The organism is Caulobacter sp. GW821-FHT09B08, from assembly GCF_059418225.1.
Genome location: NZ_JBWKPL010000003.1, coordinates 480813 through 497902, shown reverse-complemented (window position 1 = coordinate 497902; position 17090 = coordinate 480813). Strand labels below are relative to the sequence as shown.

General features: G+C 68.7%; 16 protein-coding genes and 1 tRNA gene. 13 read left to right on the top strand and 4 right to left on the bottom strand.

Annotation, left to right across the window (positions count from 1 at the left end):
* Positions 1–42 precede the first annotated feature (42 nt).
* Entirely contained in the window at positions 43–459 is a 417-nt protein-coding gene (locus AC07OA_RS12975; protein WP_494664219.1) for a hypothetical protein, read from the top strand.
* Positions 460–475: 16 nt separating this feature from the next.
* On the top strand, positions 476–1660 hold the full coding sequence (locus AC07OA_RS12970; protein ID WP_494664218.1) for a tryptophan 7-halogenase: 1185 nt from the start codon (positions 476–478) through the stop codon (positions 1658–1660).
* A 39-nt stretch (positions 1661–1699) separates the two neighbouring features.
* On the opposite strand, the gene AC07OA_RS12965 is transcribed toward AC07OA_RS12970, so the two are convergent.
* Positions 1700–2251: a hypothetical protein gene (locus AC07OA_RS12965; protein ID WP_494664217.1), complete on the bottom strand. Its 552-nt coding sequence runs from the start codon at positions 2249–2251 to the stop codon at positions 1700–1702.
* Positions 2252–2339: 88 nt separating this feature from the next.
* Here AC07OA_RS12965 and AC07OA_RS12960 point away from each other — a divergent pair, with 88 nt between their 5' ends.
* A complete protein-coding gene (locus AC07OA_RS12960) occupies positions 2340–2705 on the top strand; it encodes a hypothetical protein (RefSeq protein ID WP_494664216.1) in 366 nt (121 codons plus the stop codon).
* 707 nt (positions 2706–3412) lie between these two features.
* On the opposite strand, the gene AC07OA_RS12955 is transcribed toward AC07OA_RS12960, so the two are convergent.
* Complete coding sequence (locus tag AC07OA_RS12955) at positions 3413–5617, bottom strand: multicopper oxidase family protein (RefSeq protein WP_494664215.1); 2205 nt, start codon at positions 5615–5617, stop codon at positions 3413–3415.
* Positions 5618–5925: 308 nt separating this feature from the next.
* Here AC07OA_RS12955 and nhaA point away from each other — a divergent pair, with 308 nt between their 5' ends.
* Positions 5926–7101 carry a Na+/H+ antiporter NhaA gene (nhaA, locus tag AC07OA_RS12950; protein WP_494664214.1) on the top strand — a complete coding sequence of 392 codons (1176 nt, stop codon included), beginning with the start codon at positions 5926–5928 and terminating at the stop codon, positions 7099–7101.
* An 82-nt stretch (positions 7102–7183) separates the two neighbouring features.
* On the opposite strand, the gene AC07OA_RS12945 is transcribed toward nhaA, so the two are convergent.
* A tRNA-Thr gene (locus tag AC07OA_RS12945) sits at positions 7184–7258 on the bottom strand.
* 376 nt (positions 7259–7634) lie between these two features.
* Here AC07OA_RS12945 and murA point away from each other — a divergent pair.
* The 8 genes from murA to AC07OA_RS12905 all read left to right on the top strand — a co-directional run bounded on the left by murA (position 7635) and on the right by AC07OA_RS12905 (position 14610).
* Entirely contained in the window at positions 7635–8933 is a 1299-nt protein-coding gene (murA, locus tag AC07OA_RS12940) for a UDP-N-acetylglucosamine 1-carboxyvinyltransferase (RefSeq protein ID WP_494664213.1), read from the top strand.
* Entirely contained in the window at positions 8926–9363 is a 438-nt protein-coding gene (locus AC07OA_RS12935; protein ID WP_494664212.1) for a DUF2948 family protein, read from the top strand. Before murA ends, AC07OA_RS12935 begins: the two co-directional genes overlap by 8 nt.
* A 22-nt stretch (positions 9364–9385) precedes the next feature.
* Positions 9386–10087, top strand: a complete 702-nt coding sequence (locus AC07OA_RS12930; protein WP_494664211.1) for a hypothetical protein — start codon at positions 9386–9388, stop codon at positions 10085–10087.
* A gap of 97 nt (positions 10088–10184) precedes the next feature.
* The gene (locus AC07OA_RS12925; RefSeq protein WP_494664210.1) at positions 10185–10496 is read left to right on the top strand and encodes an EthD family reductase; all 312 of its coding nucleotides are present in this window, start codon (positions 10185–10187) and stop codon (positions 10494–10496) included.
* Between the two features lie 45 nt (positions 10497–10541).
* The gene (locus AC07OA_RS12920; protein WP_494664209.1) at positions 10542–10907 is read left to right on the top strand and encodes a VOC family protein; all 366 of its coding nucleotides are present in this window, start codon (positions 10542–10544) and stop codon (positions 10905–10907) included.
* A 114-nt stretch (positions 10908–11021) separates the two neighbouring features.
* Entirely contained in the window at positions 11022–12146 is a 1125-nt protein-coding gene (locus tag AC07OA_RS12915; protein ID WP_494664208.1) for a hypothetical protein, read from the top strand.
* A gap of 187 nt (positions 12147–12333) precedes the next feature.
* Complete coding sequence (locus AC07OA_RS12910; protein ID WP_494664207.1) at positions 12334–14235, top strand: M1 family metallopeptidase; 1902 nt, start codon at positions 12334–12336, stop codon at positions 14233–14235.
* Positions 14236–14415: 180 nt separating this feature from the next.
* Positions 14416–14610, top strand: coding sequence for a hypothetical protein (locus AC07OA_RS12905; RefSeq protein WP_494664206.1), 195 nt, complete (start codon positions 14416–14418; stop codon positions 14608–14610).
* 5 nt (positions 14611–14615) lie between these two features.
* Here the strand turns inward: AC07OA_RS12905 and AC07OA_RS12900 are convergent, their stop codons facing one another.
* Positions 14616–15218: a DUF805 domain-containing protein gene (locus tag AC07OA_RS12900; protein ID WP_494664205.1), complete on the bottom strand. Its 603-nt coding sequence runs from the start codon at positions 15216–15218 to the stop codon at positions 14616–14618.
* A 125-nt stretch (positions 15219–15343) separates the two neighbouring features.
* On the opposite strand from AC07OA_RS12900, the gene AC07OA_RS12895 reads away from it, so the two are divergent.
* Entirely contained in the window at positions 15344–16816 is a 1473-nt protein-coding gene (locus AC07OA_RS12895) for an NCS1 family nucleobase:cation symporter-1 (protein ID WP_494664204.1), read from the top strand.
* Positions 16817–17090: the final 274 nt, after the last annotated feature.

Below are 17090 nucleotides of genomic sequence, written 5' to 3'. Positions count from 1 at the left end.
ACCACGCACACCAGCCTCACGGACATCCAGAAAGGGACGGCCATGAACGACAACCCCTTCGTCGGCAAGTGGACTTACCGCAGCCTGCTCAACGACCCCGACGTCGACACGGCCTTCAACGACTTGGAGTTCGGCCGGGGGACCATCGAGATCGCCGAGGCGCCGGTGGACCAGCTGGTCGGGGTGATCGGCGGTCCCGGCTGGTCCCTGGCCCTGAAGGGCTCGCGCGCCTACGGCTCGCCGATGCAGGCGCGCTTCCAGGGCGTGGGCGTGGTCGGCGGCGAGAAGTGGATCTACGACTACCAGGGCTATCTGGTCCCGGCGTGGCCCAACGGCGTCGACCAGCGCCCGGCCATCGTCGGCTCGGTGATCCGCACGATCCCCCATTCGGGCAGCTCGCCGGGCACGGTGAACCCCGCCGGCGTGGTGGCCTCGTTCTACGCGGTCCGGGTAGACTAAGCGTCTGCGCGAGGTGGTGGCCGGTTCGCGCGAAGACGACACGCCAGGTCGCGAAGGGCAGGGGCGCGAGACGTCCGGCGGCGACCAGAAGGCCCCGGCGCCGGCGGCGTTCGACGTCCTGATCGCCGGGGCGGGCCCCGCCGGGGCTGCGGCGGCCATCGCCCTGGCCAAGGTCGCGCCCGACCTGCGGGTTTGCCTGGTCGCGGCGCCGTCTGATCCCCGGCCCCGGCTGGGCGAGGTGCTGTCGCCGGTGATCGCGCCGATCCTGACCGAGCTGGGTCTATGGGACGCCTTCCTGGCCCAGGGGCACAGCCCCTCGCATCGCGCCTACAGCGCCTGGGGCGAGGACGCCCTGACGCCCCGCGAGTTCATCCTCCAGGCCCGGGGACCGGCCTGGCGCGTGGACCGGGCGCGGTTCGACCGCTGGCTGGCGGACGAGGCCGGGGCGCGGGTCCAGGCTGTGGTGCGTGACAAGGTCGCCGACCTGCGGCGCGAGGCCGACGGCTGGACGGTGGACTGCGGTCCCGCCGGGCGGTTCACGGCCGCCTTCGTCATCGACGCCACCGGTCGCTCGGCCGCCCTGGCCCGGCGCCTGGGCCTGGCCCAGGTGGGCGGCGACCGCCTGACCGCCCATGCCCTGCACCTGGACGCCGTCCCCGGCGACGCCGACGAACTGGTGATCGAGGCCGCCCGCGACGGTTGGTGGTACACCGCCGCCCTGCCGGAGGGGCGCAGGGTGGTCGTCTGCCTGACCGATCCGGACATCGCTCGGGCGCGCGGCCTGCGCGAGGCCGAGGGCTGGCGCCGGGCGCTGGCGGAGACCCGTTACGTGTCCGCCCTGGTCGGACCCGCGCCGGCGGACCAGGCGCCGATGGTCTGGCCGGCCGGCGCGCGGCGTCTGGCCGCTCCGACCCCGCAGGACCTGCTGTGCGTCGGCGACGCGGCGGCCTGTTTCGACCCCATCAGCGCGGTCGGCGTGCCCAAGGCCCTGCGCTCGGGCCTGTTCGCCGCCTATGCCGTGGCCGACCGCTTCGTGCGGGGCGACCTCACGGGCCTGGCCCGCTTCTGGGCGGTAGCCCACAACGAGCAGCAAGGCTACGCGGAGGGCCTGGCCCACTATTACGGCCTGGAACGCCGCTGGCCCGACAGCCCGTTCTGGGCGCGGCGTCAGGCGCCCGAACCGGTGGATGTGGCGGGGTAGGGCGAGGGGGCTGGGGCGAGTCTCGACCCTGAGCGGACTCTAGGCGTTGTCGGCCTCGGCCCGCGAGCTGGTCACCCGAATGTTCTTTGCGTCTGCTTTTTCCAGCAAGTCGAGCAGCTCACGGAATGCCACGGAGGGAGCGCTGCCAAAATCTACGCTCAGTTGACTGGGTTGGAGAAGCAGCGAGTGGATCGCGTTCGAGAACTCAGCTCCGACATCCAAGCGCCTCTCCTCAAGGTCGAACCATCGAGAAAACCAAAGGTCTATACCTTCCAAAGCCTTTCTCGCATCGTGATAGATCAACACATCATCCCATCGCAGATGCTCGATACGCAGCTCCGCATCGCCGAAGCTGACGAAAAATGGCTCAAAGCTTAGGATGCGATCAGGTTTAAGCTCGATGATTTCCGGCGGGTCATTCTTTATGAAGTCGACGCAATACAGCTGCTGAAAGATTTCACTGTCTGCACGGAGCTGCAGCTTCACCTCTGATGCGCACTTTGTACTTGTCCGCGTCTGTTCAGCCGCGAAGGCGCTGAACTGCTCAAGGTAGTGCTCCCGCACCCGTTCGGCCAAAGCTTCAATTTCCATGCCTCATCAATGCCCTACCAACGCTGCTCTGCAAGGTCCGAGAACCACCCTTAGCCGACTTGCAATCTTGAGGGCGTAGGTTCGCCGCATGAAGCCGAACTTCGCCCTCCTTGCGCTGACCGCCATGGCGCTCGCCGGCTGTGGCGAGCCTAGGGCGCCTGCTGCTCCCGCCTGGGTGTCGGAGAAGTTCGATCTTCTGAAGCGGCTCGGGATCGATCCGAACGCGGACCTCGCCCAGGCCGCCGACCACCACTGGAGCTGGACCTCGCGCCGCGAGGTCGTGGCGGGCAGCTACCGCTGTCCGAGCGGCAGTTCCGTAGACGTTTCACGAAGCATCATCGTGGTGCGCCCGCCTTCGTCTCAGCCGTGTCGCGGACCTCGCGGCGAGGCCGTCCAGATGTTGAAGGTTCTTCCGGACGGGTCTGCCCAGCCGCTTGGCGGCGAAGGCGGCTGACACCCCGACGCGCACGGTCGGGCGCCTTACCGCGACGGGACCGGACGGCCGTCCTTCATTTCCCATCCAGGCGGCATCGGCTTGCCCGCGCTCAAGAAGAACGCCCAATAGCCCATCCGAGCTCGGCCACAATAATAGGGTCGCCAGTAGTCGCTTCTTTGATTGAAGGAACATAGCGAGCCGGCGTCTACCCACGCTGCCGCGGTCGTCACCAGGTATCCGACGAAACCGATCACGAGGAGCGTTCCAAGGCAGCCGCTGGCCGACGTGCCGCCGCCGCTATACGTGGACGTGGATGAGCGTGAGTAGGATGAGCGCGAGGAGGAAGAGCGCCTGTCCGACCTCGATCTTTGGGGACGTTGCTCGTGCCGCTCACGCCGCTCACGTCGCTCGGGCCGTTCGCGCGGCTCGTGCCTCTCGCGGTGCGGCGGGCGGCCAGGTCTTGGGCAGGACTCGCGCATGCCGGAGAAGTCGGAACAATCGAAACCGGCAAGCTGATCGTTGTGAATCTTCACATCGACGCAGCCGCAATCCCAGTAGGTGACCCGCGCGAAGGTCCGGCACCCATGCCGACACCTGCAGTGAAGCAGCTTGCTTTCTGGCATCCTGCGATCCGGCGCGCGTGTCCCGGAGATGGGAACGACGGAACCGAGCCAGGGCCGCCCCCTCCGGGAGGAGAGGGCGGCCTCCAGGCTCAGTAGTTGGGCCTAGTGGCTATGCCCGCCGCCGCCGTTGGCGCCGTGCTTCATGCCGGCCATGCCCAGGCCGCCGCCCGGAGCGCTGAGGTCCGGGACGATGGCGATGTTGGCCATCATGCCCCCGTCCTCGTGGTCGAGGATGTGGCAGTGGATGACGTATTCGCCGATGTAGCGGTCGTAGTAGGTGCGGACGCGGACGTTGTAGCCGTTCTCGACGAACAGAGTGTCCTTGTAGACGTCCTTCAGGCCGCAATACTGGTTGGCCAGGCCCTGGCTGTCCTGGTTGGCCAGGGGCTTGCACTTGCCGTCCTTGTCGAAGATCGACTCCTGCTGGCCCGCGGCGTTCTTGGTGGTGATGTCGATCACCTGGAACGGGTTGATGTGGATGTGGAAGATGTGCGGCTCGCCTTGCGAGGTCAGCAGCCAGTCGTCCGTCGTATTGACCTGGCGGGTATAGTTCACCGTGTCCGGGTCGTAGGACGCGCCGTTGATCTGGAACAGCGGGTTGTTGGCGCCCGGGGGCGGGCCGGTGATCGCGAAGTTGGCCGTCTGCGGCGTGGTGTTGTTCGGGGCCGGCGGGGCCAGGACGCCGACGAAGGCCGCCCAGGGCGAGATGTCGCCCTTGCGCAGGCCGTCGCGCACCTTGACCGGCAGGGTCGGGTTGGCGGCCGCCAGGCTGTTCAGCACATAGGCCTTCAGGTCGGTGGTCACGGCCTTGCCGCCGCGCACGTGGACATAGGCCAGGAGCTGCGGGGTCGAAGGGCCTTGGCCGCCGGGGCCGCTGCCGTTGCCGGCCCGCTCCTGCGGCGGGGCGGCCTGGTCGAGCAGGCAGTAGTCGCCGTCGGTCGGGAAGACCACCAGGATGTCGCTGCGATAGCCGGGCTGCAGGTAGTTGGACTCGGTCATGCCCGCCGAGGCGTCGGCCCGGACGGTGCGGACCTTGACGCGGGTCAGGCCGTCCGAGGCGATCTCGAACTGCGGGATCAGGTTGGCGGCCGTCGCCTGGCAGGCGGCCAGCAGGTCGGCCTTCTGCTCCTGACGGTTGCCGCTGAGGGCCGAGGCCTGGATCAGGCCGCGCACGGGATTGGCGCGCACGACCTGGATGTTGATCGTGTCGTGGATGCCCGCGTGGATGAAGCGCCAGCGCTGGATCTCGCCGGCCGGCACGGTGATGGTGGGCTGGACGATGCCATTGATGCTGGTGAAGCGCCCGTTGGTGTCCCAGATGGTGGGGGAGTCCAGCTGCAGCGAGAAGTTCTCGATCGCGCCGCGCGTGACGGGCGCGCTGGGCGTCGACTTGGGGCAGGTCCACGGCGCGTTGGCCGAGGCGCCGGTGCTGTTGACGTTGTAGAGGCCCGCGGTCGTGAAGATCTGCTGCCAGGGGCCGCCCTGGGCCTTGGGATCGTCCAGGAAGCAGGCGTAGGCGATCTGCTGGAACAGAAACACCTTCTCGGGCAGGGGAACGCCCTTGGCGTCGTGCAGGATGGTGTCGATGTCGGCGATCGGATGCGGGTTCAGCTTGGTGGGCGCGCGGTAGGGGCGGTCGCCACGGATCAGCAGCACGCCCGACTGGCCGCTGGCCACCTGCACAGCCGTCGAGCCGTGACGGTGCGCGTGGTACCAGAAGGTCCCCGACGGGTGGTCGCGGGGCACGTTGATCTCATAGGGGAAGCTGGTCTGCGGCGCGATGTTCAGCAGCACGTTGTCGCTGTTGCCGGCCGGGGAGACATGCAGGCCGTGGGTGTGCAGGTTGGTGGTGTTGAAGCAGCCGACGCCGGGCGGCAGGCTGAGGCCCGCGGGCGGGTTGTCGATACAGGTGGGGTCGTTCTTGTCGAGCCCGTTGTTCAGCTCGACCCGCAGGGTGTCGCCGGGCTTGACCTCCATCACCGGGCCGGACTTGCAGCCGCCGTAGGAGCGCAGGCGGACGGGGTCGTCGCCGCCCTGCGGATCGCTGGGATCGGGGTTGTTGATGGTGAAGTCGGCCATGACCAGGTTCAGCTTGGCCGAGACGACGTCGCCGTCGCGCATGAACGAGCCCTTGGGGTTGCACCGCTGCGAGGTCGCCGTCAGCGCCAGCGCCTGGGAGCCTTCCGGCGCGGGCGCCGTCAGGGTGGGCGGCGGCTCGAAGGCGTAGACTTTCGGCGCGGCCTGGGCCCAGGGCCCGACGGCGAGGGCGGCGACGACGCCCACGATCCAGCTCGACGTGCGTATCATGGTGTTTCCCCCATAGGTTGCTAAAAGGTATAGCGCATCGAACTCGTCAAGCAAGTGTGGTTCGCATGTCTGCAACCAAGCCGGGCGGCCGTTTTCCGATTGTTGTTGCGCGGGACGGCCCAGGCCTTAATTGAGGTCGCAGAGATCGGGTCGCTCAGCGACCAGGCTGGCGCCGCCCGGCGAATCCAGTCCGGCGTCCGTCGATAACCTGGCGCCACGAAACATCTCGAGGGATGTGCTCGTGGCGGGTCGCGTCGATCGCGTTTGATCCGCCAAGCCCGTCCCTCGCCTTCGGAAGGCAGGGACCGATGCTGGGCAAATTCGTCAGGACTTCGAACACGGCGCTGCGCGCCTTCATCACGCACGAGGCCTCGGGCGGCTACGCCTTGATGGCCGCCGCCGCCCTGGCCCTGGTCGTGGCCAATTCCCCGCTGGCGCCGGCCTATTTCGCCGCGTTGGACCGGCATCTGGGCTTCGCCCTGGGACCCGTGCGTCTGGACGAGAGCGTCCTGCACTGGATCAACGACGGCCTGATGGCCCTGTTCTTCCTGCTGGTGGGGCTGGAGATCAAGCGCGAGGTCCTGCAGGGCCAGCTGTCGCGCGCCGCCGACGTGATCCTGCCGGGCGCGGCGGCGCTGGGCGGGGTGATCCTGCCGGCGGCGATCTATCTGGCCTTCAATCTGAAGCATCCGGCCAGCGTCGCCGGCTGGGCGATCCCGTCGGCCACCGACATCGCCTTCGCCCTGGGGGTGCTGACCTTGCTGGGACCGCGCGTCCCGGCCTCGCTGAAGGTGTTTCTGACGGCCATCGCCATCATGGACGACCTGGCGGCCATCGTGATCATCGCGCTCTTCTATACCGACCAGCTGCACATGGCGGCCCTGGCCGGGGCGGGCGGGGTGCTGCTGGTCCTGGTCGCCCTGAACCGCCTGAAGGTCGCGGCGCTGTGGCCCTATCTGCTGCTAGGCGTCGTGCTGTGGTTCCTGGTGCTGAAGTCGGGGATCCACGCCACCCTGGCCGGGGTGGCCCTGGCCCTGACCATTCCCCTGCGGCCCGACGGCCGTTCGCCGCTGCATCGGCTGGAGCACGCCCTGCACAAGCCTGTCGCCCTGGGGGTGACGCCGATCTTCGGCTTCGCCAACGCCGGCCTGTCGTTCGCGGGGATCGGCCTTGCGACCCTGGCCCATCCGGTGACCCTGGGCGTGGCCCTGGGCCTGTTCCTGGGCAAGCAGTTGGGCGTCTTCGGCGTCGCCTGGAGCCTGATCCGGCTGGGCTGGGCGCGGGCGCCGCGCGGGGCGTCGCTGTTCCAGCTCTACGGCGTGGCGGTGCTGTGCGGGATCGGCTTCACCATGAGCCTGTTCATCGGCGGCCTGGCCTTCGACGATCCGAGCCTGATGGAGGAGACCAAGATCGGCGTGCTGCTGGGGTCTCTGGCCTCGGCCCTGCTGGGCGCGGCGCTGCTGAGCAGGCGCAAGGACGCTTGAGCTTGGAAGTATGGGATTTGGGGAAGTCTCGTCTGCCAGGAAACTGGCGGGGACCCAGGCCTTTTGGAAGCCTGGGTCCCCGTGGTGCCGCCGGGCAGGATTGAACTGCCGACCTCAGCCTTACCAAGGATGCGCTCTACCACTGAGCTACGGCGGCGACGAGGAGGGGGCGTATAGCGAACCAAACGCGGTTGGCAAAGCCAAAATCGTCTTGACCGAACGTCGCACCGCTTTCACCTGTGGAAAGATGAGCCGGAACCCCAAGCCCACAAACGAAAAAGCCGAGCGCGAAGCGCGACTTGCCCAGGCGCTGAGAACCAATCTCCGCCGTAGGAAAGCCGCCCCCGCCGCGGCGTCCAAGACGGAATCGCCCGCCCAGACCGACGAATCCTCTTCGGACTGAGCGGGGGACTGAGCAGGAGCCGTGAGGAATCCGTGCAAGCCCTTGCGCGGGCTCTTGCAACCGCTAGAACCGCCCCTTCACATATGACCGCGCGGCGACATTCCCCCAGCCGGGCGACGAGGGACTTTCATTGGATCGTATCGCCATCACCGGCGGCGCGCAGCTGAACGGGGTCATCCCGGTGAGCGGCGCCAAGAACTCGGCCATCAAGCTGATGGCGGCCAGCCTGCTGACCGATCAGCCGCTGCGCCTGACCAACATGCCGCGCCTGGCCGACACCAAGTTCCTGGGCAAGCTGCTGACGCGCCTGGGCGCGAACGTCGACGAGCGCGAGGGGCCGGATGGTTCGGAGACCGTGCTGCACGCGGCCGAGATCACCAGCGGCTTCGCGCCCTATGACCTGGTCCGCCAGATGCGCGCCTCGTTCAACGTGCTGGGCCCGCTGATCGCCCGCACCGGCCAGGCCAAGGTCAGCCTGCCCGGCGGCTGCACCATCGGCGCGCGTCCCGTCGACCTGCACCTGCAGGCCCTGGAGGCCCTGGGCGCCAAGATCGACCTGCACGAAGGCTATGTCTACGCCCAGGCCCCGCGCGGCCTGAAGGGCGCGGAGATCACCTTCCCGTTCGTCTCGGTGGGCGCCACCGAGCACGCCATGCTGGCCGCCGTGCTGGCCGACGGCGTCACCCACATCCACAACGCCGCCTGCGAGCCCGAACTGCTGGACCTGCAGATCTGCCTGAACGCCATGGGCGCCAAGGTGGAAGGGGCGGGCACCCCGACCATCACCATCACGGGCGTGGCCAAGCTGCACGGCGCGACGCACTCGGTGATCCCTGACCGGATCGAGATGGGCACCTACGCCGTGGCCGCGGCCATGGCCGGCGGCGAGGTCCAGCTGACCCGCGCTCGTCCCGAACTGATCGACAGCCTGCTGGTCAAGCTGGAAGAGGCCGGCGCCGGCGTGGTCCGCACCGAGGACGGCGTGATCATCAAGCGTAACGGCACGCGCCTGAACGCCGTGGACGTCGAGACCCAGCCCTATCCGGGCTTCGCCACCGACCTGCAGGCTCAGTTCATGGCCCTGATGACCACGGCCAAGGGCGAGAGCCGGATCCGCGAGACCATCTTCGAGAACCGCTTCATGCACGCCCCGGAGCTGATGCGCCTGGGCGCCGACATCTCGGTGTCGGGCGGCGAGGCCGTGGTGCGGGGCGTGGAACGTCTTGAAGGGGCGGAGGTCATGGCCACCGACCTGCGCGCCTCGGTCAGCCTGGTGATCGCGGGCTTGGTGGCGCGCGGCGAGACCACGGTCAGCCGCATCTACCACCTGGATCGCGGCTTCGAACGGCTGGAAGAGAAGCTGGGCGCCTGCGGGGCCCAGGTGCGCCGGATCAAGGGCGAGGCCGAGAGCGAGCCCGAGCATGACTGACGCGCCTGCCCTGAAGCTGCTGGCCCAGGACGCCGACGACCTGGCGGTGATCTCGGCCGCCTTGCAGGACGCGGTCGCCAAGATCGGCGACATCCGCTGGGACGCCTCGGCGCGCACCCTGACCCTGGCCTGCAACCGCTTCCGCTGGGAGAAGGGCGTCCAGAAGAAGGGCGGAGAGCGCATCCGTTCGGCCCTGCAGCTGGGCGACGTCACCGGCGTCCAGGCCCGCAAGCTGCGCCGCGACGCCAAGAACGCGGTGGTCGAGCTGCTGTCGGTGGCTTTCGAGCCGGGCGAGGCGCCGGGCGGCGCGGTGCTGCTTACCTTCGCGGGCGGCGGCGACCTCAAGGTGACCGTCGACTGCCTGGACGTGATCCTGGCCGACGTCTCCGACGGCTGGTCCACCCCGCGCCGGCCGGGGCACGAGGCGTAGCGGCCGGGCGTCCGGGGTGGGCATGCGGCTCTGGCACATCGTCGGCGACAGCCACGTCAACGCCTTTCGGCAAGCGTCCGAGAAGGGGCTGATCGACCGGCCCTGCCTGTTCACCGAGGTGGGCGGCGCGACGGCGGTGGGGCTGCGCAACCCCAATTCGCTGACCGACGCGATCGGCGCCTATCGCGCCGCGCTGCTGCCGGTCTCGCCCGGGGTGACGCCGGTGATCCATCTGGGCGAGGTCGATTGCGGCTTCGTGATCTGGTACCGGGCCCAGAAGTACGGCGAGAGCATCGAGGTCCAGCTCGACCAATCCATCGCCGCCTATTTCGCCTTCGTCGATGAACTGCTGGCCGGCGGCTATGCGAAGGTCGTGATCACGGGCGCGACCCTGCCGACCATCCGGGACGGCCAGGACTGGGGCGAGGTGGCCAACGCCCGGCGCGAGGTCACGACCAGCCTGCGCCAGCGCACCGACCTGACCCTGGCCTACAACACCCGGCTGAAGGCCGCCGCCGCGGGCCGGAAGCTGCCGTTCGTCGATGTCACCGGTCGGATGATCGACGGCGCCACGGGCGTCATCGCCCCGATCTACCGCAACCCCGATCCTCGCGACCATCACCTGGACCCCGATCTGGCCGGCGCGCTGTGGGCCGAGGCGCTGAACGCGGTCGACCTGGGCTTCCTGGGGCGGCTGTTGCGGCGTCGGCCCAAAGCGGGCTGAGGCGCCGTCGCGTCACGCGTGGCGGACGGCCCTCGGCGTGCTTAACTGTCGGAAAGACGGCGCGCGATCGGCGAGGCCGCATCCCAGGGAGGGCGACATGGTTGTTGTCAGCGTGCTCTATCCGGCCACGGCCGGCGCCAGTTTCGACCAGGCCTATTACGACGCCACCCACATTCCGATGGTCAAGGACGCCTTCGGCGCCACCGGCCTGAAGGACGTGAAGGTGTTCCACGGCCTGTCGGCGGCCGACGGCGGCCCCGCGCCGTTCGTGGCCATGGCCCACCTGACCTTCGAAAGCCCCGAGGCCCTGGGCGCCAGCATGGGCGGCCCGCGCGGCGAGGAGATCCGGGCCGATGTGGCCAACTTCACCACCATCCAGCCGGTGATCCAGGTCAGCGCCCTGGCCTGAGGGGGCGCGGCGATGCGGTTCCCGGCAGCCTGCCCGGAGATCCCCGTGTCCGACCTGGACGTGGGCCTGGCCTATTATCGCGACCGGCTGGGCTTTTCCGTCGACTGGTCCGCCGACGACATCGGCCTGGCCTGCGTCTCGCGCGGGGACAGCCGGCTGTTCATGGCCAACGCCGACTACCGGTCGGCCCTGGGAAACCAGGGGCCGCTGGCGTTGTGGATCAATCTCGACGGCCGCGCCGAGGTCGATGCGCTGCACGCCGAATGGTCGGCGGCTGGGGCCAGGATCGTCCAGCCTCCGCAGGCCCAGCCCTACAAGCTCTACGAGTTCCTGGCGCACGATCCCGACGGCAACGTGCTGCGGGTGTTCTACGATTTCGCCTGGGAGGAAAACGCGGCCGACGCGGTCTGAGACGGAGAGGCGACATCATGGTTAATCGCGGATTAACCATGATGCGGCTTGGTTGCGGCGTGTTTCACCGCCGTCGCGATTCCCAATCTTTCGCGGCGGGCAGAAAGGTCCGCCATGGTCAGCAGCGTCACCGGCTACGGTTCGACCGCCTACGCCCTGCTCAACACCGCCTCGTCCCAGGCGACGTCGGCCGCGACGGCGACCAACGCCTATGGCCAGTCGGCGAGCGCCGCCGCGACCACCAGCGCCAGCGTCAACGTCACCCTGTCGGCCGAGGCCCAGGCGGCGCTGGCGGCCCAGACCGATAACCGCACCACCGACGCGGTGGTCGCCTCGGCCCGCTCCAGCCTCGACAAGCTGCTGTCGGACGCCAAGGCCTCCAGCGCCCTGAAGGATGGCAAGGCGACCATCGACGTCTCGGGCCTGGATCGCCGCAGCCTCTACGCCATCGCCAGCAACAGGGGCGGCAAGTTCTCCATCGAGGAGCAGGTGGTCGCCACCCTGCAGATGAAGGCCAACCGCGACGCCTCGCTGTCGGCCTCGGCCTCGGCCATGCGGGTGACCGGCGACTATGCCGGGCTCTACAAGGCGGCCCTGGCCAATCTCGAGGCCGCCGGGCCGGAAGAGAAGGCCATGGCCCAGTGGTCCAAGGACAAGGCCGCCCTGACCGAGGGTCTCAAGCAGGCCACCGACAAGCCCGGCGTTCAGCCCACGGGCATCGACGGCGACCCGGTCGCGGCCTACCTGAAAGACACCGGCGGGGTGGTGGCCAGCCCGCGCACGCGCGACATCGCCGCCGTGGCCTCCGACGTCCGCTCGGTGCTCGACAAGCAGTACGCCTCGGCGACCGGGGAGGGCATGGCCACCGGCCCCGACGACGGGACCATCGACTTTTCCAAGTTCGACGACCGCTCCCTGGCCGCCGTGGCCCTGAACAAGGGCGGCCAGTTCTCCGAGCACGAGATCGCCCAGGCCGCCACCGAGGTGAAGGCCCGCAACCGCGACAGCGTCTCCAACGCCTACAAGAGCACCCAGGGGGCGGACAGCTCGGCCTTCGGCAAGAGCCTGATCACCCAGTACGCCGCCATGAGCGACGAGGAACGCCAGGCCGCCGGCTGGACCCCGGCCCTCTACGACAAGATGGTGGCCATGCAGAACCTGTCGGAGAAGCTCAACTCGCTGTTCAACAGCGACGGCAGCGTGAACACCGGCGGGACCAGCCTGCTGGACTACATTTAAGCAGCCCCAAGGACTGTCATCCCGGACAAGCGCGCAGCGCGCCGATCCGGGACCGACTTGGAACTCGGCGCTTCGGGTCGGTCCCGGATCTTCGCTTCGCTGCGTCCGGGATGACAGTTGAGGGTGGACCGCGTCTCGCGCTGGGCTAAGACGGACCCAACGCTTTTTGCGAACACGGAACCGGTCCATGTCCCTGAAGACCACCACCCGCGCCGCCCTGCTGGCGCTTCTGCTGTCGACCGCCGCCGCGCCCGTCCTGGCCCAGACGACTCCGCCGCTGCCCGCCATCCTGGCCACGCCCGAGGCGCGCGACATCCACTCCTACGCCCAGCCGCTGGTGGCCCGCGTGACCCACGTGGACCTGGACCTGACCGCCGACTTCGCCGGCCAGAAGATGACCGGCACGGCCGCCCTCGACATCGCCGCCGCGCCGGACGCGAAAGAGGTGGTGCTCGACAGCAAGGGCCTGGTGATCAAGTCGATCACGGACGACAAGGGCGCGGCCCTGCCGTGGACCCTGGGCGCCAGCGACCCGCACCTGGGCGCGCCCCTGACAGTCACCCTCAACGGCGCCCGCCGCATCGTGGTCAGCTATGACAGCGCGCCCGGCGGCGCGGCCCTGCAATGGCTGACGCCTTCGCAGACGGCGGGCAAGGTCAAGCCGTACCTGTTCAGCCAGGGCGAGGCGATCCTCAACCGCAGCTGGATTCCCACCCAGGACAGCCCCGGCATTCGCCAGACCTGGACCGCCCGCATCGTCGCGCCCGAGGGGCTGAAGGCCGTGATGAGCGCCGAGATGCTGACCCCGGACGGCGAGCCCGTGGCCGGCGGCGGCCGCGCCTATCGGTTCAAGATGGACAAGCCGGTTGCCTCGTACCTGATCGCCATCGCCATCGGCGACCTGACCTTCACGCCCCTGGGCAAGCGCACCGGCGTCTATACCGAGCCGTCGGTGATGAAGAAGACCGCCAACGAGCTGGTCGATGTCGAGAAGATGGTCGAGGCGGCCGAGAGCCTCTACGGCCCCTATGCCTGGGGCCGCTACGACCTGCTGGTGCTGCCGCCGTCGTTCCCGTTCGGCGGCATGGAGAACCCGCGCCTGACCTTCGCCACGCCCACCATCATCGCCGGCGACCGCTCGCTGGTCAGCCTGGTGGCGCACGAACTGGCCCACTCCTGGTCGGGCAACCTCGTCAACAACGCCACCTGGTCCGACTTCTGGCTGAACGAGGGTTTCACCGACTATTTCGAAAACCGGATCATGGAGAAGCTCTACGGCAAGGCCCGCGCCGACATGCTGGCGGACCTGGGCTGGAGCGACCTGCAGGACGCCATCAAGGACGCCGGCGGTCCCACCGGCGCCGACACCCGCCTGCATCTGGACCTGACCGGCCGCGATCCCGACGACGGCATGACCGACATCGCCTATCAGAAGGGCGCGACCTTCCTGCGCACCATCGAGAAGGCCGTCGGCCGCGAGCGCTGGGACGCTTACCTCAAGGACTACTTCGCCCGCCACGCCTTCCAGAGCCAGACCACGGCCGGCTTCGTCGCCGATCTGCGGGCCAATCTGATCAAGGGCGATCCCAAGCTGGAAGCCGAGATCGGCATCGACAAGTGGGTCTATGACGTGGGCCTGCCCGACAACGCCGTCCACGTGAAGTCGGCCGCCTTCCCGGCGGTGGACGCCCTGGCCGCCGCCTACGCCAAGGGCGGCGCAGCGCCGCTGGCCAAGTGGAAGGCCTGGAGCACGCCCGAGCGCACCCGCTTCGTCGCCAGCCTGCCGCGCCAGCTGTCGGCCGAGCGCCTGGCCGAGCTGGACGCCGCCTTCGGCCTGTCGGCCCAGGGCAACAGCGAGATCCGCTTCGTCTGGCTGGAACTGGCCGTGGCCAACCGCTACGACCCGGCCGTGCCGTCGCTGAAGGCCTTCCTGACCGAGCAGGGCCGCCGCAAGTTCGTGGCCCCGCTGTTCAAGGACCTGATGGCCCAGGGCGAGTGGGGCCAGCCCATCGCCAAGGACCTCTACGCCACGACCCGGCCGCTCTATCATGCCGTCACGCGGCAGACGGTGGACGGCATCGTCAAATAGCCGATTTTCGAAAATCTCGCGTTTTTCGACGTCTTTGACAGTTTTTGGCGTCGAAAACGCGATTTTTGAGTCGATTTCCGACCGAAAACGCTCCGAAATTCGCCCGTTGGGCGAGTTTTCGTGTTAACCCTGACTGTACGCCTCCGTCAGAGAGGCGGGTTCGTTAGGGAGACTATCGCCATGGCTGACGCCGTGTTCGCGACGCGCGTCCGTGCGCGTCCTGTGTTCTTCAACAAGTGCGACATCAACAAGCCCGAGTCCGCCGAGCTTCGGCATGCCGGCCCCTGCATCCAGTGGGGCCGCGTGGGCATCGTGGCCATGGTCCTGGTGTTCGGGGCCGGGCTCGCGACCCTGGCCTATGCCGGGATGGGCTGAACCGCTCAGGGCGCGGGCGGGCCGAAGCGGTTCTCGCCCGGCTGGCTCGCGCCCGCCAGCAGGAAGACCAGCAGCCCCAGCGAGGCCAGGTACAGCAGGTTGTTGACGAACATCAGGCCGAACATCGCCAGCGTTTCCGGCGCAACGTCGCTTTGCCGCATCATCGTCTGGAAGAGAGGCGGGAACAGGATCATCCCGGTCGTCAGGAAGACCAGCGGCGGCAGGCCCCACCAGCCGCGCCGGCCCCGGTCGTGCAGTCGCCGCGTGACGGCCGCCGCCAGCAGCGCGACCGCCACCGCGCAGCTGGCCCGCAGCACCGCGAAGAAGGGCGTCAGGTCGGGCATCAGCTCGGGGTGATCGCCATGGATCTCGATCGAGTAGGAGCCCGGACCCTGGGTGACGGTGGCCTGGTCGGGATGGGCGACCGCGAAGGCCTGCATCTTGGCGAAGCTCGACATCATGGTCGGGGCCATGATCGCGAACGTGGCCAGGAAGAACAGGGCGATCACCAGGCCGGCATAGGGCCAGAAGCGCTTGGCGGTGTCCCGCCCTGAAAACCGCAGCAGGCCGGTGAAGCCGCTACGGACGGATGCGACGAGTTCTTTCATGACCGGTCCCCCTGACACGCCAGGGATTAAGGCGATTCACCGACCGGGGCGCGAGGGCGAAGTTTCCGCGTGACCTCCGCCGAACGCTGGTCGATGGTCCGCCCACGACGCATCGCGGGGGCGAGATGAACGACCGAGCCGACAGCACCCTCTGGAATCCCGACCTCGCGCCGACCACGGCCGAGCAGCGCACCTGGAAGGCGCGGCACTTCGCGGCCCTGTGGCTGGGCATGGTCATCGCCGTGCCCGCCTACATGCTGGCCGCGGGCCTGATCGAGCAGGGGATGTCGGCGGGGCAGGCGGTGTGGGCCGTGCTGGCCGGCAATCTGATCGTGCTGGTCCCGATGCTGCTGATCGGCCATGCGGGGGCCAAGTGGGGCGTGCCCTATGCGGTGCTGGCCCGGGCCTCGTTCGGCTGGCGCGGCGCGCGGGCGCCGGCCCTGGCCCGAGCCATCGTGGCGTGCGGCTGGTACGGCATCCAGACCTGGATCGGCGGCGGGGCTCTGCTGACCCTGCTGGGCGTGATGGTGGGCAAGAGCCTGGTCGGGCCGATGGTGCCGGTGCTGGGCATCGGGGTGGGCCAGCTGCTGTCGTTCGCCGCCTTCTGGGCGATCCAGCTGCTGTTCGTCACCAAGGGCCTGGAGACGGTGCGCAAGCTGGAGACCTGGACCGCGCCGGTGAAGGTGATCGTCTGCGGCCTGCTGGTCTGGTGGGCGCTCAGCAAGGCCGGCGGCATCGGCCCGATCCTGCACGAGCCCAGCGCCTACGACCCTGGCGGCGCCAAGGCCGGCCGGTTCTGGAAGGACTTCGGCCCCGCCGTCACCGCCATGACCGGCTACTGGGCGACCCTGGCGTTGAACATCCCGGACTTCACGCGCTTCGCCCGCACCCAGCGCGACCAGATCGTGGGTCAGGCGATAGGCCTGCCCGGGCCGATGGCTCTGCTGGCCACCATGAGTGTCATCGTCACCTCGGCCACGGTGCTGATCTACGGCAAGCCGGTGTGGGACCCGGTGGCCCTGTCGGGCAACATCGGCGGGATCGCGGTGCTGGTGGGCCTGTTGATCATCAGCCTCGACACCGTCTCGTGCAACATCGCCGCCAATCTGGTGGGGCCGGCCTACGACTTCTCGGCCCTGTGGCCGTCCAGGATCAGCTATCGCACGGGCGGCTGGATCACGGCTGGGATCGGCGTGCTGATCATGCCGTGGAAGCTGCTGGAGAGCACCCAGGGCTACATCTTCGTCTGGCTGACCGGTTACGGCGCCCTGCTGGGGCCGGTGGCCGGTATCCTGATCGCCGACTACTGGCTGCTGCGTCGCGCCCGGCTGGACGTCGCGGCCCTGTACGACCGGACGGGGCGCTACACCTATTTCAAGGGCTGGAACCTGGCGGCCGTGGCGGCCTTCCTGATCGGCGTCGCGCCCAACCTGCCGGGCTTCCTGAAGGCGGCCGGCCTGCCCTCGGCGGCGGGGATCGGCGCGCCATGGACGGGGCTCTACGACTACGCCTGGTTCGTCGGAGCGGCGATCGCGGCGGCGGTCTATGTGACGGCGATGCGGGTCGGGGGCGGGGCCGCCAAATCCCTCTCTCTTTGAGAGAGGGAGGGGCCCATGGCGAAGCCATGGGAGGGTGAGAGGTAACAAACTCTCAGGATGGGTCACGGCTGTTCAGGGGACATGCTCTCACGGCAAGGCGAGCGGTGGTTCGCAGAGCGTTCGATGTGAGTGCGTGTCCCCAAAGTCGTCCGCCGAGCTTGGAAGCGTTGTGGCCGAAGGTGGGGACACGCACTCACCCCACGGTCGTCGATCAGTCTGCGAGGCACTGCCGTGAGAGCATGTCCCCTGCGGTGGCCGCAGAGCCTTTCCGGCC

Coding starts and splice junctions, on each gene's coding strand:
- AC07OA_RS12905 (WP_494664206.1), top strand. CDS start 14,416: ATGGCTGACGCCGTGTTCGCGACGCGCGTCCGTGCGCGTCCTGTGTTC.
- AC07OA_RS12965 (WP_494664217.1), bottom strand. CDS start 2,251: ATGGAAATTGAAGCTTTGGCCGAACGGGTGCGGGAGCACTACCTTGAG.
- AC07OA_RS12930 (WP_494664211.1), top strand. CDS start 9,386: ATGCGGCTCTGGCACATCGTCGGCGACAGCCACGTCAACGCCTTTCGG.
- AC07OA_RS12895 (WP_494664204.1), top strand. CDS start 15,344: ATGAACGACCGAGCCGACAGCACCCTCTGGAATCCCGACCTCGCGCCG.
- AC07OA_RS12955 (WP_494664215.1), bottom strand. CDS start 5,617: ATGATACGCACGTCGAGCTGGATCGTGGGCGTCGTCGCCGCCCTCGCC.
- AC07OA_RS12925 (WP_494664210.1), top strand. CDS start 10,185: ATGGTTGTTGTCAGCGTGCTCTATCCGGCCACGGCCGGCGCCAGTTTC.
- nhaA (WP_494664214.1), top strand. CDS start 5,926: ATGCTGGGCAAATTCGTCAGGACTTCGAACACGGCGCTGCGCGCCTTC.
- AC07OA_RS12935 (WP_494664212.1), top strand. CDS start 8,926: ATGACTGACGCGCCTGCCCTGAAGCTGCTGGCCCAGGACGCCGACGAC.
- AC07OA_RS12915 (WP_494664208.1), top strand. CDS start 11,022: ATGGTCAGCAGCGTCACCGGCTACGGTTCGACCGCCTACGCCCTGCTC.
- AC07OA_RS12960 (WP_494664216.1), top strand. CDS start 2,340: ATGAAGCCGAACTTCGCCCTCCTTGCGCTGACCGCCATGGCGCTCGCC.
- AC07OA_RS12910 (WP_494664207.1), top strand. CDS start 12,334: ATGTCCCTGAAGACCACCACCCGCGCCGCCCTGCTGGCGCTTCTGCTG.
- AC07OA_RS12900 (WP_494664205.1), bottom strand. CDS start 15,218: ATGAAAGAACTCGTCGCATCCGTCCGTAGCGGCTTCACCGGCCTGCTG.
- AC07OA_RS12975 (WP_494664219.1), top strand. CDS start 43: ATGAACGACAACCCCTTCGTCGGCAAGTGGACTTACCGCAGCCTGCTC.